This window comes from Hymenobacter oligotrophus, from assembly GCF_003574965.1.
Lineage (GTDB): Bacteria > Bacteroidota > Bacteroidia > Cytophagales > Hymenobacteraceae > Solirubrum > Solirubrum oligotrophum.
Window position 1 is genome coordinate 3560478 of record NZ_CP032317.1, and the last position, 15001, is coordinate 3575478.

Annotated in this window: 14 protein-coding genes and 1 riboswitch; of the genes, 4 read left to right on the plus strand and 10 right to left on the minus strand. The window is 61.0% G+C overall.

The window, feature by feature from the left end:
* Positions 1-79: 79 nt before the first annotated feature.
* From D3Y59_RS15320 to D3Y59_RS15340, 5 genes are all read right to left on the minus strand, one after another.
* Entirely contained in the window at positions 80-1888 is a 1809-nt protein-coding gene (locus tag D3Y59_RS15320; protein WP_119445840.1) for an assimilatory sulfite reductase (NADPH) flavoprotein subunit, read from the minus strand.
* A 36-nt stretch (positions 1889-1924) separates the two neighbouring features.
* Positions 1925-2713 (minus strand): uroporphyrinogen-III C-methyltransferase, encoded by a 789-nt coding sequence (gene cobA, locus D3Y59_RS15325; protein ID WP_119445841.1) that lies wholly within the window; start codon positions 2711-2713, stop codon positions 1925-1927.
* A 132-nt stretch (positions 2714-2845) separates the two neighbouring features.
* Entirely contained in the window at positions 2846-4105 is a 1260-nt protein-coding gene (locus D3Y59_RS15330; RefSeq protein WP_119445842.1) for a sulfate adenylyltransferase subunit 1, read from the minus strand.
* Between the two features lie 109 nt (positions 4106-4214).
* Complete coding sequence (cysD, locus tag D3Y59_RS15335; protein ID WP_119445843.1) at positions 4215-5129, minus strand: sulfate adenylyltransferase subunit CysD; 915 nt, start codon at positions 5127-5129, stop codon at positions 4215-4217.
* Between the two features lie 131 nt (positions 5130-5260).
* Positions 5261-6058, minus strand: a complete 798-nt coding sequence (locus tag D3Y59_RS15340; RefSeq protein ID WP_240410395.1) for a phosphoadenylyl-sulfate reductase — start codon at positions 6056-6058, stop codon at positions 5261-5263.
* Between the two features lie 256 nt (positions 6059-6314).
* Positions 6315-6427: riboswitch (SAM riboswitch) on the minus strand.
* A 326-nt stretch (positions 6428-6753) separates the two neighbouring features.
* Between D3Y59_RS15340 and D3Y59_RS15345 the strand changes: the two genes are divergently transcribed.
* Complete coding sequence (locus D3Y59_RS15345) at positions 6754-7404, plus strand: TonB-dependent receptor (protein ID WP_162910827.1); 651 nt, start codon at positions 6754-6756, stop codon at positions 7402-7404.
* An 83-nt stretch (positions 7405-7487) separates the two neighbouring features.
* Here the strand turns inward: D3Y59_RS15345 and hemH are convergent, their stop codons facing one another.
* Positions 7488-8567, minus strand: coding sequence for a ferrochelatase (gene hemH, locus D3Y59_RS15350; protein WP_119446508.1), 1080 nt, complete (start codon positions 8565-8567; stop codon positions 7488-7490).
* A 255-nt stretch (positions 8568-8822) separates the two neighbouring features.
* On the opposite strand from hemH, the gene era reads away from it, so the two are divergent.
* The 3 genes from era (at position 8823) to D3Y59_RS15365 (ending at position 11680) form a co-directional block, all read left to right on the plus strand.
* Entirely contained in the window at positions 8823-9722 is a 900-nt protein-coding gene (gene era, locus D3Y59_RS15355) for a GTPase Era (RefSeq protein ID WP_119445845.1), read from the plus strand.
* A gap of 209 nt (positions 9723-9931) precedes the next feature.
* Positions 9932-11254 carry a ribosome biogenesis GTPase Der gene (der, locus tag D3Y59_RS15360; protein ID WP_119445846.1) on the plus strand — a complete coding sequence of 441 codons (1323 nt, stop codon included), beginning with the start codon at positions 9932-9934 and terminating at the stop codon, positions 11252-11254.
* A gap of 171 nt (positions 11255-11425) precedes the next feature.
* A complete protein-coding gene (locus tag D3Y59_RS15365; protein WP_119445847.1) occupies positions 11426-11680 on the plus strand; it encodes a hypothetical protein in 255 nt (84 codons plus the stop codon).
* A 90-nt stretch (positions 11681-11770) separates the two neighbouring features.
* Here D3Y59_RS15365 and D3Y59_RS15370 read toward each other — a convergent pair whose 3' ends face one another.
* From D3Y59_RS15370 to D3Y59_RS15385, 4 genes are all read right to left on the minus strand, one after another.
* Positions 11771-12340 carry a hypothetical protein gene (locus D3Y59_RS15370; RefSeq protein ID WP_119445848.1) on the minus strand — a complete coding sequence of 190 codons (570 nt, stop codon included), beginning with the start codon at positions 12338-12340 and terminating at the stop codon, positions 11771-11773.
* Between the two features lie 155 nt (positions 12341-12495).
* Positions 12496-13350: an N-acetylmuramic acid 6-phosphate etherase gene (gene murQ, locus D3Y59_RS15375; protein WP_119445849.1), complete on the minus strand. Its 855-nt coding sequence runs from the start codon at positions 13348-13350 to the stop codon at positions 12496-12498.
* Positions 13351-13391: 41 nt separating this feature from the next.
* Positions 13392-13688: a cytochrome b5 domain-containing protein gene (locus D3Y59_RS15380; RefSeq protein WP_240410396.1), complete on the minus strand. Its 297-nt coding sequence runs from the start codon at positions 13686-13688 to the stop codon at positions 13392-13394.
* Between the two features lie 21 nt (positions 13689-13709).
* Entirely contained in the window at positions 13710-14852 is a 1143-nt protein-coding gene (locus tag D3Y59_RS15385) for a formimidoylglutamase (RefSeq protein WP_119445850.1), read from the minus strand.
* Positions 14853-15001: the final 149 nt, after the last annotated feature.

Consider the following 15001-nt stretch of genomic DNA (forward strand, 5'->3'; position numbering starts at 1 on the left):
GGGCTGCGGAGAGAGGTAGGCCCTAGGTGCCGGCTACGCGGGCGGCTGCCAGCACCTAGGGCAAAAGCGTGAGGCCGGGTTAGTACACGTCCTCGAGGTAGCGGCGCTGCTTTTTGAGGTTGCGCACGTAGGCCTCGGCTTCTTCGAGGGTAGCACCGCCCTCCATCTGCACCACGCTCACCAGCGCTTTGTGCACGGTAGCGGCCAAGCGCTGCTTATCGCCGCACACGTAGAAGTGGGCGCCGTTTTCAAGCCAGTCGTAGACGTCGCGGGCGTATTCCAGGAGTCGGTTGTGCACGTAGATCTTTTCTTTTTGGTCGCGCGAAAACGCGACGTTGAGCTTGGACAGGGTACCGCGTTTGAGGTGCTGTTGCCACTCGGTTTGGTACAGAAAATCGGTAGTGAAATGCGGGTTGCCGAACACCAGCCAGTTGCGGCCATCGGCCTCCAACTCGGCGCGCTCCTCCACGAATGCCCGGAAGGGCGCAACGCCCGTGCCCGCACCCACCATGATGATATCGGTGCTGGGGTTTTGGGGCAGCTTGAAGTACTCGTTGCGCTCCACAAACACCCGCACGTCGTCGCCAATGCCGATGCGGTCGGCCAGGTAGCAGGAGCAGGCGCCCTGCTTTTGGCGGCCGTGGGCCTCGTAGCGCACGGCGCCTACCGTAAGGTGCACCTCGTCGGGATGGGCCAGCAGGCTGGAGGAAATAGAGTAAGCGCGGGCCGGCAGCGGGCGCAGCGTATCCACCAGCTGCTGGGCCGATAGCTCCACCGGGTAGTCGACCAGCAAATCGGCGGCGTCGCGGCCGTAGAGGTAAGTTTGCAGGCGGTCGGTGGCGGTAGTCAGCTCGTGCAGCGCCGGTTGGGGCTGATGCAGGGCGTAGCGCTCCAGCACGTCGCGCGAGAGGGTAGCTAGCTCCAGCCGCTCGGTAAGCGCCGTGGCCAGCGGCAGCGTTTCGCCCTTTAGCTGTACGGGGGCATCGGCCTCCAGCTGGGTAGCGCGCAGCACTTCTTCCACCAAGGCCGCCGAGTTGGTGGGCACCACCGATAGCGCATCGCCGGGCTCGTACTGCAGGCCCGAGTCGGCCAACGACAGCTCCAGGTGGTACGTCTCCTTCTCGGAGCCACGGCCGTTCAGCTGAATTTTCTCCAGCACCGAAGCCGCTAACGGGTTCTGCCGCGAATATTCTACTGCAGTACTAGCCGGCGCTTCGTTATTCACGCTGGCAGCGGCCGGAGCCGTGGCGCCACCTAGGGCCGACAGCACGCTGGCAATCCACTGCGCGGCCTCGGCTTGGTACTCCACGTCGCAGTCTACCCGCGGTACGATGCGCTGGGCACCTAGGGCCGCCAGCCGCTCGTCGAACTCCTTGCCAGTCTGGCAAAACTGCAGGTAGCTCCGGTCGCCTAGGGCCAACACGGCGTAGCGCAGCTCGGGCAGCTTAGGGGCCCGGGCGCTGACCAGAAACTGGTGCAACTCCTCGGCGGCTACCGGCGGTTCGCCTTCGCCCTGGGTACTCACCACGACCAGCAGCACCTGCTCGCCTTTTATCTCGCGCGGCTGGTAGTCGTTCATGTCGCGGGCGGTGGCGCTGAGGCCGCGCTGCTTGGCGGCTTCCACCGTTTGCAGGGCTACCTTTTTGCTGTTGCCGGTTTGCGAGCCGTAGAGCACCGTGATGCGCGAACCGGCCGCGGGCGCAGCCTCTGAGGTAGCGGCCGCCGGTGCCGGAGCCAGCTGCGAACCGCCGTTGGTCGCGGCGTAGCGGCCGTAGAAGTAGCCGCTCAACCACAGCAGCTGCTGCTCCGAGAGGTTGCCAGCTAGTTGCTGAAGCGTGGTATCATCGAAGCCAATGGGCAAACGCTGATCGGTGCTGGGCGTGGGCATGGCGGTGGGTGTTGGGGTAGTGGAAAAGAGAAAGACCTAGGCCACCGCCGCGTACAGCGGGGCTAGTTCGGGTACTATGTCGGCGGCTTGCGGCGCCGAAGCCAGGTTCACCACGTCGCCAATGACGATGACAGCCGGAGCGCCAATACCTGCCGCCGCCACGCGGGTTGGCAGCTCCGCCACCGTGGTGCTAATCATGCGAGCCGTGGGCAGCGTGCCATCCTGAATGACCGCGGCCGGGCGGTGCGCCCCGCCGAAGCGGCAGAACACATCGGCAATGGCCTGCACCTGACCCAGACCCATCAGGATGACGGCCGTGGTGCGCGGCGCCCGCGCCGCTTCGTAGATTTCATCCGACAGCTCGCCCCGAGTCGTGGTAGCCGTAATCACCCGAAACGATTCGCTAAGGCCGCGGTGCGTTACTGGAATGCCCACGCTGCCTGCCGCTGCCACCGCGCTGCTGATGCCCGGTACGTAGTCGGTTTGCAGCCCGTGACGTTGGGCATACAGCATTTCCTCCCGGCCGCGACCAAACACAAATGGGTCGCCGCCCTTCAGCCGCGCCACGTGGCCGTGCACCCGGGCGTAAAGCACAATCAGGTCGTTTATCTCCTGCTGCAGGTAGCCGCGCAGGCCTTTGCGCTTGCCCACGTACACTTTCTTGGCATCGGGGCGGGCGTGGGAGAGCAGCTCGGCATTGCTGAGGGCGTCGTAGAGCACGACATCGGCCTCAGCCAAAATCCGGGCACCTTTGAGCGTAATCAGCTCTGGGTCGCCAGGGCCGGCACCTACAACGGTTAGGCGTGGAACAACAAAAGCAGGCATGGCGAGAGAGGTTTGGGTCGTCATGCTGAGCTTGTCGAAGCATCTTTACCGCTTCTCTAGATAGTAGAATACTATCAGTAGAGATGCTTCGACTTCGCTCAGCATGACGTGCTAATTGGTCAGGCTTGGGTGTTAAGCGTAAGCCAGTTCGGTGGTTTCGATGAGGCCCGCGGCTAGGGTAGCGCCGGTTTGCTCATCGAGCAGAATGAAGGCGCCGGTGGTGCGGTTTTGGCCGTAAGCGTCGGCGACGAGCGGCGTGGCCGTTTTCAGCCGCACGCGCACGATGTCATTCAACTTGGCTTCGTCGGCATCTTCTTGGGCGAAGCTTTGGATGTTGGTTTTGCCCAGGATTGACTGCACCACGGCTTTGGTTTTGGCGGCGTGGTGCTGCACCAGCAGCTTGCGGCCGGCGCGCAGCGGGCGTTCTTCCATCCAGCACAGCGTGGCTTCCAGCTCGCGGGTCGGCTCGGGAGCTTGGTCGGCGGGCACTATGGTGTCGCCGCGGCTTACGTCCACATCGTCGGCGAGGCGCAGCACCACGCCCTGCGGAGCCACGGCTACTTCTACCGCTTGCTGGTTGATTTCAATGGCCTCGAGCGTAGTCTCGATGCCGGCGGGCAATACCACCACTTGCTGGCCGCGGCGATACACCCCGCTTTGAATGCGACCTGCATAGCCGCGGTAGTCAGGCAGTTCCGCGCTCTGCGGCCGAATGACGTACTGCACCTGAAAGCGAGCGGCCTCATGCGTGGTGTCGGGCGCTACCGATACCGTTTCGAGATACTCCAGCAGGTTTGGGCCTTTGTACCAGGGCAGGTTGGCCGAGGCACGCACCACGTTGTCGCCGTGCAGGGCGCTGATGGGGATGTTGGCTAGCTGCTTGATGCCCAACTGCGCCGCCACGGCCGCGTAGTCGGCCACGATGTCGCGGAACACGGCCTCGGAGTAGCCTACCAGGTCAATCTTGTTCACGGCCAGCACAAACCGCCGGATGCCGAGCAGGGCTGATACGATGGTGTGGCGGCGCGTTTGCTCCACCACGCCCTGGCGGGCATCTACCAGCACAATGGCCAAATCGGCGTTCGAAGCGCCCGTCACCATGTTGCGGGTGTACTGCACGTGGCCGGGCGTATCGGTGATGATGAACTTACGGCGCGGCGTAGTAAAGTACTTGTGTGCCACGTCGATGGTAATGCCTTGTTCGCGCTCGGCGCGCAAGCCATCGGTAAGCAGCGCCAGGTCGACGGTACCGGCGGCGGAAGTGCGGTTTTGCTCTTCCAGCGCAGCCAGCACGTCGAGCGACACGGCGTCGCTGTCGTAAAGTAAGCGACCAATCAGGGTGCTTTTGCCGTCGTCGACGCTGCCGCAAGTGATAAAACGGAGAAGGTCCATATGATATAGGTGACAAGTGACAGGCAACAGGTGACAAGTGAGGTGACGAAACGGATTGGCGCCCTTGGGCCGCGCAGCCTACGTGTCACCTGTCACCTCATCACCTGATTTAGAAATAGCCGTTGCGCTTGCGGTCTTCCATGCCAGTTTCCGAAATCCGGTCGTCGAGGCGGGTCGCTCCTCGTTCGCTCACTTTTGCCTGCAGAATGTCTTCGATGATGGCCTCGAGGGTGCTGGCGTCGCTTTCCACGGCGGCGGTGCAGGTGGCGTCGCCCACGGTGCGGAAGCGTACTTGGCGGGTAGTCAGCTCATCGGAAGCATCGAGCGAGAGGTGCTCGGTAACGGCCAGCAGTTGGCCCGAGGGCAGCACCACGCAGCGGCGCTCGTGGGCGAAGTAGATGCTGGGCAGCTGGATGTTCTCGCGCTGGATGTAGTTCCACACGTCCAGCTCCGTCCAGTTCGAAATGGGGAACACGCGCACGTTTTCGCCGGGCTGAATCTGGCCGTTGTAGATGTTCCAGAGCTCAGGGCGCTGGCGGCGCGGGTCCCACTGCCCAAATTCGTCGCGCACCGAGAAGATGCGCTCCTTGGCGCGGGCCTTTTCCTCGTCGCGGCGGGCGCCGCCGATGCAGGCATCAAAGCCAAACTCCTCGATAGTATCCAGCAGCGTGTACGTCTGCAGGGCATTGCGACTCGGAAACTTGCCGCCCGGCTCGCGCAGGCCGCGCTGCTGAATGGTGTCCTCCACGCGGCGCACAATCAGCTGCTCACCTAGGCGCTCGGCCAGCGCGTCGCGAAATGCAAGTACTTCTGGGAAGTTGTGGCCGGTATCAATGTGCACCAGCGGGAACGGAAACTTGCCAGGCCGGAAAGCCTTCTCAGCGAGGCGCACCAGCGCGATGGAGTCTTTGCCGCCCGAGAACAGCAGCGCGGGGCGCTGAAACTGCCCGGCCACTTCGCGCAGGATATGGATGGCTTCGGCTTCGAGCCGATCGAGGTAGTCTAAACGAGGGAGCGTTGGCATAAGGCAAGGCGGTGCCTGTTCGGCCTGTGCAGCCGAATTTTGGAGGATTAGGAAGTGCGGGGAATGCGGTGGGCCGGCAGCTTTTAGCTGTTCGTTTTCAGCTATTAGCTACCTAGGTCGTAAGCTGATTGCTAATGGCTGACAGTTGACAGCTCAGGAGGCGTAGTGGCGTGCAGGCCGCACTCCTTCGCCGACTGATCTTCCCACCACCAGCGGCCGGCCCGGAAGTCTTCGCCGGGCTTCACGGCCCGGGTGCACGGCGCGCAGCCAATGCTCACAAAGCCTTGCAAGTGCAGGGGGTTGTGCGGAATGCTGTACTCGCGGATGAAGGCCCAGGTCTGCTCCCAAGTCCAGTCGAGCAGCGGGTTCACCTTCAGCAGCTGGTAGCTGGCGTCGTATTCGGCCACCTGCATGCCGGTGCGGTTGGCCGATTGCTCAGCCCGAATGCCGGTAACCCAAGCCTCTTTACCAACCAGCGCGCGGCTCAGCGGCTCCACTTTGCGCACGTGGCAGCAGGCCTTGCGGGCGTCTACGCTTTCGTAGAACCCGTTCGGGCCTTGGCGCTCTACCAAGGCAGCTACCTGCCCGTGCTCGGGGTAATATGCCCGGATGCGCTTGCCGTATTTGAGCACGGTTTTGCTCCAGGTAGCATAGGTTTCCTGAAAATTCCGGCCCGTGTCGAGCGTAAATACTTCGATGGGTAAATCGTGGGCAAAAATTAGGTGCGTAATTACCTGATCTTCCAATCCGAAAGAGGTAGAAAAAGCGGCTTTGCCAGCAAATTCAGTTGCAATTAGGCGCAGCGTATCCAACGCATCAGCACCAATTAATTGCTGACGAATTTGCGCCACCTGAGCATCGATTAACGTCGACATGCGCAGCAGGGCTACGACCTGTTTGCCCAAGGCAAAGCAGATCTGATAAGACAAGAAGAGAGGGGTGCTGGAGGAATAGGCGGCGAACGAAGCTCAAGCGGCCAAGCCAAACGGACCTAGGGCATGCTCCGGCGGTAGGAGCCTAGGTGTTGGCGTTCCAGCAAGCGGGCAGGGAGGGTGCGAAAACCTCAACAACACGCGCGGCGCATCGGCATGCAACAACAGCACAGGCTGTTGGAGCCGAAAAGGCCCTGCTGCGGGGCAGCGGCGGTAGCGCGGGGTGTGATGATGAGGTTCACGGCGTGCGTTGTTTTTATATGGTCAGGAATTAGCTACGCTGACCTTTCGGTTGGCACCGTTCGGGACTTTCCCGTGGTTGCCGGCGCTTCACGGAGCCTTTCTCTCCACGCCTCTGTATAAAAACAATCCTGGGAAGAATTGATGAAGCAAAGGTAGGTAAGCAATTTTTGTATTTCCAAATTATTCTTTTCAACTAATATCATCTAGCTACTGCAGCAATCGTTTGCAGCGTTAATTGTTATTCAAAAACGAAATGTCGATAGCAAATACTGGGCTGTTTGTGACAGGTATTTTGCTGCTTGGTAAAAGATTGGCGCCGTTTTATTTCAGGTAGCCTGCAACCATTGCACTGGCGCGTAGCTCCTGGGCGCATGTGGGTGCGTGTAAGTTGTTTTGCGGTTGCTACGGCAGCGCTGGTAAGCGGCTTGGGCGGGTGCGCCCCGGCCCTGATGCCGCATTCGGCCAATGTGCCAGTGCTGGGCGCGAAGGGAGCCGCGGAACTGCGCGGCAGCACCGGCCTCAACGGCACCGAAGTGCAAGGGGCTTGGGCAGCTACCAACCACCTGGCGCTAACCGCGGGCGGGCTGCGTTATGCCTCGGGCCGCGACACCCGGTTTAGGAGTGCCGAGGTTGGCCTTGGGTACTACGCGTGGCCCGGCAACGAGGTAATGCTGGCGGTGTACGCAGGAGCCGGCTACGGCAGTGGCCGCGCAGCCACCTCGGGGTTCGAAGGCGGGCGTGAAACCGACATCCGGAGCCGATACCTGCGTCCTTACATACAGCCTACATTGGTGTGGCAGCCCACCGAGCGCTGGCACCTAGGGCTGGCCTGGCAAGTAAACCAAGTGCACTACCTGCGCCTGCTCGAAACCACCCGCACCAGCGCGCCCACGCCCTTTACGGTGGAGCGCAACGGCGCCGGGCTGTGGCAAACGCAGCACCAGGTTATGCTCACCTCGAGCTACTGGCTATCGGCGCGGTGGCGGCTGGTGGTGCGTGTGGGCGGGGCGCAGGCCGGTGGCCAGTCGGGGGTAGCTGCCGAGCCGTGGCCCCTGGTAGCCAACCTGGGGCTAACGGTGCGGCTGGGCAACGCCCGCTGAACCCCGCCAAAAAGCAGCCGGGTTGGCAAAGGCGGCCTCAGCCAACCCATGCCAACCCGGCAGCAACTTGCGGCACCTAGGGCTTAGTTGCGCTTTACCATGTCCACCACCGCATCTACCCAAATCGGGTGGGTATTGCAGCTCGGTACCAGTTGCCAGTGGCCACCGCCCGCTTCCTCAAACATTTCCTTGAACTCTTCGCCTACCTCAATGGTGGTTTCCAAGCAGTCGGCCACGAAAGCGGGGCTGAAGGCTAACACATTCTTGTAGCCCTTGGCCGGCATTTCCTTCAGCACCTCGTCGGCATAGGGTTGCAGCCACGGGTCGCGCAGGCGGCTTTGCAAGCGGCTCTGGAAGCACACGGTATACTGGTCGTCGCGCAGACCTAGGGCCTCGGCCAGCAGGCGCGAGGTAGCAAAGCACTGGGCGCGGTAGCAGTAGCGGTTGTTTTTGTTGTAGTGGTTGCAGCACGAGCCCAGCTTGCAGTAGCCTTTGTGGCTGCCCTTAAGCACGTGGCGCTCCGGAATGCCGTGGTAACTGAACACCACGTGGTCGTAGTCGTGCTTGTCCATCTCGGCCTTGCCCAGCGCGGCAAACGTGGCAATAAAGCCGGGGTCATCGGCGAAGGTGCTGATGAAGCTGATGCTGGGCACCACCCACCACCTGCTCACGATGTCCATCACCTTTTCCTGCACCGAGCCCGTGCTGGCTGCCGCGTACTGCGGAAACAGCGGCAGCACAATAATGCGCTCCACGGCCGCCTCGCGCAGCTCCTCCAGCGCCGACTCGATGCTGGGGTTTTGGTAGCGCATGCCAAAAGCCACCAGGTAATCCTTGCCAAGTTTTTCCTGCACCAGCTTTTTCAGGTCGAGGCCGTGGTAAAGCAGCGGCGAGCCGCGCTCATCCCAAAGTTGCCGATATATTTTGGCCGATTTGGGCGCGCGCAGCGGCACCACCAAGCCCTTAAACAGCGGGTAACGCATCGCGGCGGGCATGTCAATCACGCGCGCATCGGTCAGAAATTCGTTGAGGTACCGGCGTACGTCGGAGGTGTTGGGCGAGTCGGGCGTGCCCAGGTTCACGAGCAGAACACCAATGCGGCCTTGGGTTGAGGCCGGGTTTTTGGTGGGGGCGGTAGCAGAAGCGGGAGCGGTTGGGTTCATGCCGAATAAAAGCGTACCAATGGCATACAAAGGTACGCGGCCCAAAGTTTGCAAACCGCGCCACATAGGCAGTTGCCGCCGGGCATCGGCCCGGCTTTCGCCTAGGACCCCGCGGTTTGGCCGGCGGCCCCGGCAGCACTAGTAACGGGGGCGTTGGCCGTGCGGGCAGCAACCTTCGTAAGGTGCTATTGTTCAGCCCATGCAGGCCGGCCCGTCATAAAGCCGTACCTTTGTGCCCCTTAACGCATTACCAACGTGACTACTGAACCCAAACCGCACCGAGCCGGCTTCGTGAGCATCATCGGCAAGCCCAACGTGGGCAAATCGACGTTGATGAACGTGCTGGTGGGCGAGCGGCTCAGCATCATCACCAGCAAGGCCCAAACCACGCGCCACCGCATTCTGGGCATCCTCAACGGCCCCGACTTTCAGCTGGTATACTCCGATACGCCCGGCATCATTCAGCCCAAATACGAGTTGCAATCGGCCATGATGTCGTTTGTGTACTCGTCGCTTGAGGACGCCGACGTAATCTTGTTCGTAACGGACATTTACGAGAAACACGACGAGGAACCCGTGGTGGAGCGCCTGCGCCGCTCGGAAGTGCCGGTGCTGCTGCTGATCAACAAAATCGACCAGGCCACGCAGGAAGAGGTGGAGGCCAAAATGGCGTACTGGCGCGAGCAAATGCCCAACGCCGCCGAAATCGTCCCGATTTCGGCCCTCAACGCCTTCAACACCGAGCAGGTGTTCAACCACATCCTCGACCGCCTGCCCGAGCACGAAGCCTTTTACCCCAAAGACGAGCTAACCGACAAGCCCGAGCGCTTTTTTGCTTCGGAAATGATCCGGGAGAAAATCTTCAAGCTCTACAAAAAAGAAGTGCCTTACAGCACGGAAGTGGTGATTGAAGAGTTTAAGGAAGACGACGTGATCATCCGCGTGCGGGGCATCATCTACACCGAGCGCGCTTCCCAAAAAGGCATCATCATCGGCCAGGGCGGCGCAGCCCTAAAAAAGGTGGGCACCTGGGCCCGCGAGGAAATGGAGAAGTTTTTCCAGAAAAAGGTGTTCCTGGAGCTGCACGTCAAAGTCAACGAAAACTGGCGCACCGACCCTAAGATGCTCAACCGCTTCGGGTACAAGCCGGAATAGAGAACAAAAGATTCGTTTGTCATCCTGAGGCGTAGCCAAAGGACCTTATCACGTCAGATAGCAACTATCTAACGTTTGTCGTTCACGCGGCACAAGGTCCTTCACTGCGCTCAGGATGACAGATAAATAGAGTCCGACCCATATAAAAATCAACTTAACTACCCCGGGCACTGGCGGAATTGGTCGGACCGACGGCTGGGGTTAGCACAATGAGAAATACCATTGCAATTGTGGGCCGCCCCAACGTGGGCAAGTCCACGCTGTTCAACCGCTTGGTCGGTGAACGCAAGGCCATCATGGACAACCAGTCGGGCGTAACGCGCGACCGGCACTACGGCTACGGAGAGTGGACAGGCAAGTACTTTACCGTAATTGACACGGGCGGCTACGTAGTCGGCTCCGACGACGTGTTCGAGGAAGGCATCCGCAAGCAAGTGAAGCTGGCCATCGACGAGGCCGACGTGGTGCTGTTTATGGTGGACGTGGACACCGGCCTGCACCCCCTCGACGAGGAGTTTGCCAACGTGCTGCGCCGCTACGAAGGCAAAAAACCCATTTACTTAGTAGCCAACAAAGCCGATTCGACGCAGCGTTATCAAGCCGCCGGCGAGTTCTACGCCCTAGGTATCGGCACCGGCGACATCTTTCCCATTAGCTCGCAGTCGGGCGGCGGCACCGGCGAGCTGCTCGATGCCGTGGTTAGCCACTTCGAGGACGAAGGCGTGGAGAACCCCGACGAGGGCATTCCGCGCATTTCAGTAATGGGCCGCCCCAACGTGGGCAAGTCGTCGTTCGTGAATGTGCTCCTGGGCGAGGAGCGCAGCATCGTGACGGACATTGCCGGCACCACCCGCGACGCCATTCACACGCGCTACAACGCCTTCGGCAACGAGTTCATCCTGATCGACACGGCTGGTTTGCGCCGCAAGGCCCGCGTCGACGAGGACATCGAGTTCTACTCCAACCTCCGGTCGCTGCGCGCCATGGAGGAATCGGACGTGGTAATTGTGATGCTCGACGCGACCCGTGGCATCGAGGCCCAGGACGTGAACATCATCGGCCTGGCCGACCGCAACCGCAAGGGCATCGTGATTTTGGTGAACAAGTGGGACCTGATCGAGAACAAGGAAACCAACACGGCCAAGGAGTTTCAGGATCAGATCTACGAGCGCATCAAGCCCATCAGCTACCCGCCCATCGTGTTCACCAGCGCTGTTACCAAGCAGCGCGTGCACAAGGCCATCGAAACCGCGATGGAGGTGTATGCCAACAAGCGGAAGAAGGTGCCTACCTCGGAACTGAACGAGGTAATGCTGCGCGAAATTGAGGCCTACCCGCCGCCCACCACCAAGGGCAAAATGGTACGCATCAAGTACGTAACGCAGCTGCCCACGCACAACCCGGTGTTTGCGTTCTTCTGCAACTTGCCGCAGTACGTGAAGGAGTCGTACACGCGCTACCTCGAAAACCGCTTGCGCGAGCATTTCGACTTTACGGGCGTGCCCATCGGCATCGTGTACCGCAAAAAGTAATCTGCCTTGGCAGCACCGGGCGGGCTTTTTTTGGGGCCCGCCCGAAGTTTTTTTCAGCGGTGCGGGTTACCTGTAAAAGGGTGAGGTATAAAGCACCAGAAGTTGCCGACGTTGCTTGGCAGCTCCACTGGTTAAGATTTTCAACTCCACCACTTTTCACCTACCATTACCATGAAAAAGGTTCTGTTCCTCGCTCTGGCTGCCGCTTCGTTCACCTTCGCTTCGTGCGAAAGCAAAACCGAGCAAGCTGCTGAGCAAACCGCTGAAAACGTAGAAGCTGGTGCCGAAGCTTCGGCTGACAAAATGGAAGAAGCTGCTGACTCGACCCGCGAAGCTGGCGAAGCTCAGGCTGAAGCCATCGAAGAGGCTCCGGCTGCTGAAGGCGCTACCACGGCTCCGGCCGCTGGCACCACCACCCAGCAGTAATTTTGCGCTGCCTTCGGGCAGGCACATACAACAAGAGCGCTCCGGCAACGGGGCGCTCTTGTTTGTTTTGGGGCCGCAGGGCACCTAGGGCTAGGCGCCCAGGCGGCGCTGCAACAGGTTTTCGACCACGCTCATCAGCTTGTTGGGCGGGTAGGTGCGCCAGGGCAGCTCATCGAGCTGGCCGCCGAAGTTGATGTAGGAATCGATGTTGTACTGGCGCATTTCGCGCGCCACGTGCTCCTGAAAATTGAGGGCGGCAATCCACCCGTCCTCCACGTCCTCAAACCATTCTTCGTAGTACGAATCGTCGGAGCCGTGGAAGTTGAACACGTTTTCGCCGATAAGGATGTAGCGGTGAATGCCTTGGTGGACCATCGGGTCGATGATTTGCCGCTTCAGCTGCATGATGTCGTTTTCGATGGCGTCGTTCCACTCCCCGATGAACTCGATGATGGCCACGCCCTGCTCGTAGTCGACGAATAAGATCTTCAGGAACAGCGTGTCCGACTCCATGTCATCCCACTGCGGATGAATGAAGTAGCCGTAGATGGTATTGACGTAGTTGTCGAGGCTGTTTTCGGCCCCGAACAGCGGCGACCTAGGGTCTTCCGAGGCCGAGTATTGCTCCATCCAGGCGTAATGGGGTTCGATGGTATGCATAAGGCAGAAGTGGCGGTATTGGGGGCAGCGGCAAACCCGTTGTTAGGGTAGAAACGTCCGGGCCGGCTGAGTGTTCCGCTTGGTTGCGAAAACGCCTTAAAACAACCGAGCACGCCCCTGGGAGCGTGCTCGGCAATAAGTAAGCGCAGGGTAGCCTAGTGCCCGCTGTGTGCGGCCAAGGCGGCCCGCACCGAGCCGTGCAGCTGCAGCAGCTCGGCGGCGTGGCTTTGGTCGATGCCCAACTCGTCCATCAGCATCCGCTCGCCGCGGTCGACGAGCTTGGCGTTGGTCAGCTGCATGTCCACCATCTTGTTGCCCTTCACCCGACCTAGGCGAATCATGGTGGCAGTGGTGAGCATGTTGAGCACCAGCTTCTGGGCGGTGCCGGCCTTCATGCGGGTGCTGCCCGTTACAAACTCGGGGCCGGTAACCACCTCCACCGGAAACTCCGCCGCCGCCGCCACTGCCGAGCCGGCGTTGCACACCACGCAGCCCGTGGCAAGGCCCTGTTGCCGGGCGCGCTCCAGGCCGCCAATCACGTAGGGCGTGCGGCCCGAAGCAGCAATGCCCACCACAATGTCGTTGCTGGTGATGTTGTGCTCCTGCAAGTCGCGCCAGGCTTGCTCCGAATCGTCCTCGGCGTTTTCCACGGCTTTGCGAATGGCGGTGTCGCCGCCGGCAATAAGGCCAACTACCAAGCCGTGCGGCACGCCAAACGTGGGCGGGCATTCCGAGGCATCCAAAATACCTAGGCGGCCGCTGGTGCCTGCCCCGATGTAGAACAACCGGCCGCCTGCTTGCAGGCTGCGTACGGTGGCTTCCACCAGTTGCTCAATCTGCGGTAGGGCCTTTTCAACCGCTTGGGGCACTGTCTGGTCAAGCTGGTTAATGTTGGCCAGCAGCTGGGCGGTAGGCAGCGTTTCGAGGTGGTCGAACTGCGAGGCGCTTTCGGTAGTACTCACGGGTGGGAGGGGTAAAGTGGGATAGAGAACGGATGCAAAGGAACGCATGGGCCAGCTTCGGCTGCCACTTGGCCGCGCGCCCTGCCCACCTAGGGTTTGGGCGGGGCGGCCTTCAGTCGTCCTACTACGTAAAACTTGTCGAGCACATTTACGGTGTGCGGCGCATCTTGGTCAAGCTCGGCGGTTAAGTCTTGCCCGGCCCAGTGCTCGTAGTGGTGCCCGCGGCTCCAGAGGCGCGAACGGGTTACGTCGTAAATCAGCCCGTGGTAGGCAAACCAAATTTCGTCGCGGTCTTGCCCGTTGCGCAGGGCCAGCTGGTGCACCGAGTACTCGGGCAGTTCGGAAATAGGCGTGCCGTCGGCGGTAGCAGGAATGTGCGTGTTCAACTAATGCTTAATGATTGGTAATTACCCAAGCAGCGCCTGCGTCAGAATCCAGCGGTTGGGCAGGTCGCCTTGGGCAGCGCGCAGGTAATCTTGGTAGCTGCAAGGCACAATGCGGCGCACCGAGCTATCGGCTAGGCTTTCGACCTCCATCCACCACTTTTCGGTGCGCTTGGCTTTGTAAAACACCAGCTTGGCCGGGTTGCCAGGCAGCCCCACGGCGTAGCGAATAAAGCGGCGGCTCGTAAAATCGGTTTCGTTGCGGCGGTGGTAGTAGCCCTCCACAAAGTACCACAGCATGGTAGCGGCAGTGGCGGCACCTAGGCCCAGCAAGTCGTGGTCGGGGCGGTAGCCGTACAGGCCGATGCTGGTGAGCTGGTCGTTGTGGCCGGCGTACCAGCACAGCTGCGCTGCTTCTTCGGCCGTGAGGCCAAACGGCGACGCCGGCAAGTACCCCGGAAACTCCGGCCAGCGCAGCGCCGTCAAATCGAAGCTCACCAAATCGGCTTGGCGCAGCAGCGGCTCGGCCTGCCGCACATCGGCCCTGATTTCACCTAGGCGCAGGGTTTCGAAGTGCAGCTTCTCGAGCGCCGCCAGCACCGAGGTAGGCACCAAATATTGCTGATGCCCCAACTGCCCGAAGTTGAACAGAAAGTTGGGCTCGTGCATCAGCAAGCGGCGCAGGTGCGTGTCTTCGGCGTGGGCGCCAGCTTCCTCGGCCATGTCCACGCGGGCGTCCACGCAGGAGAGGCTTACGGGGCGGTCGAGGGTTTCGTAGGCCAAAAACTGGCCGATGTCTAGGTCGTGCGAGCCGCCGAGCAATACGGGTACCGTGTTGTGCTCGAGCAGGGCCGCCACAATTTCGCGCAAGCGTAGGTACGTGTCCTCGAGCGTGAGGCCGTTGCGCAAGTTGCCTAGGTCGACGAGGCGGCAGGGGCCCGTGCCGCGTTGCAGCTGGTAAAAGCGCTGGCGTACGGCATCGGGCGCCGAGGCGGCGGGTTGGCCGGCCGCGCTGCCGCGCCACTCGTTCAGGCCAATTAGGGCAAGGTCGGCGGAGCGCCAATCCGGGAAGGTATCAACGAAACGGGCCGCGTGTGCGCCCAGCGTGGTGCTGCCCCAGGCGGGGGCTTCGTCGGCGAGCGGGTCGAAAAACAGGGCCAGATTCATAACAACAGTGCAGCCGCGCCAGCGCGCCCAAGGCCGCCGGTGTCAAAGCTACTGAAAAACCCTGCCGCAAACACCCAAATTAAGGCCTGTTAATAGCGTTTGAGCCAAAAAATGTATTTATTTCAGGAAGAATTCCCTCCCGACCTTTT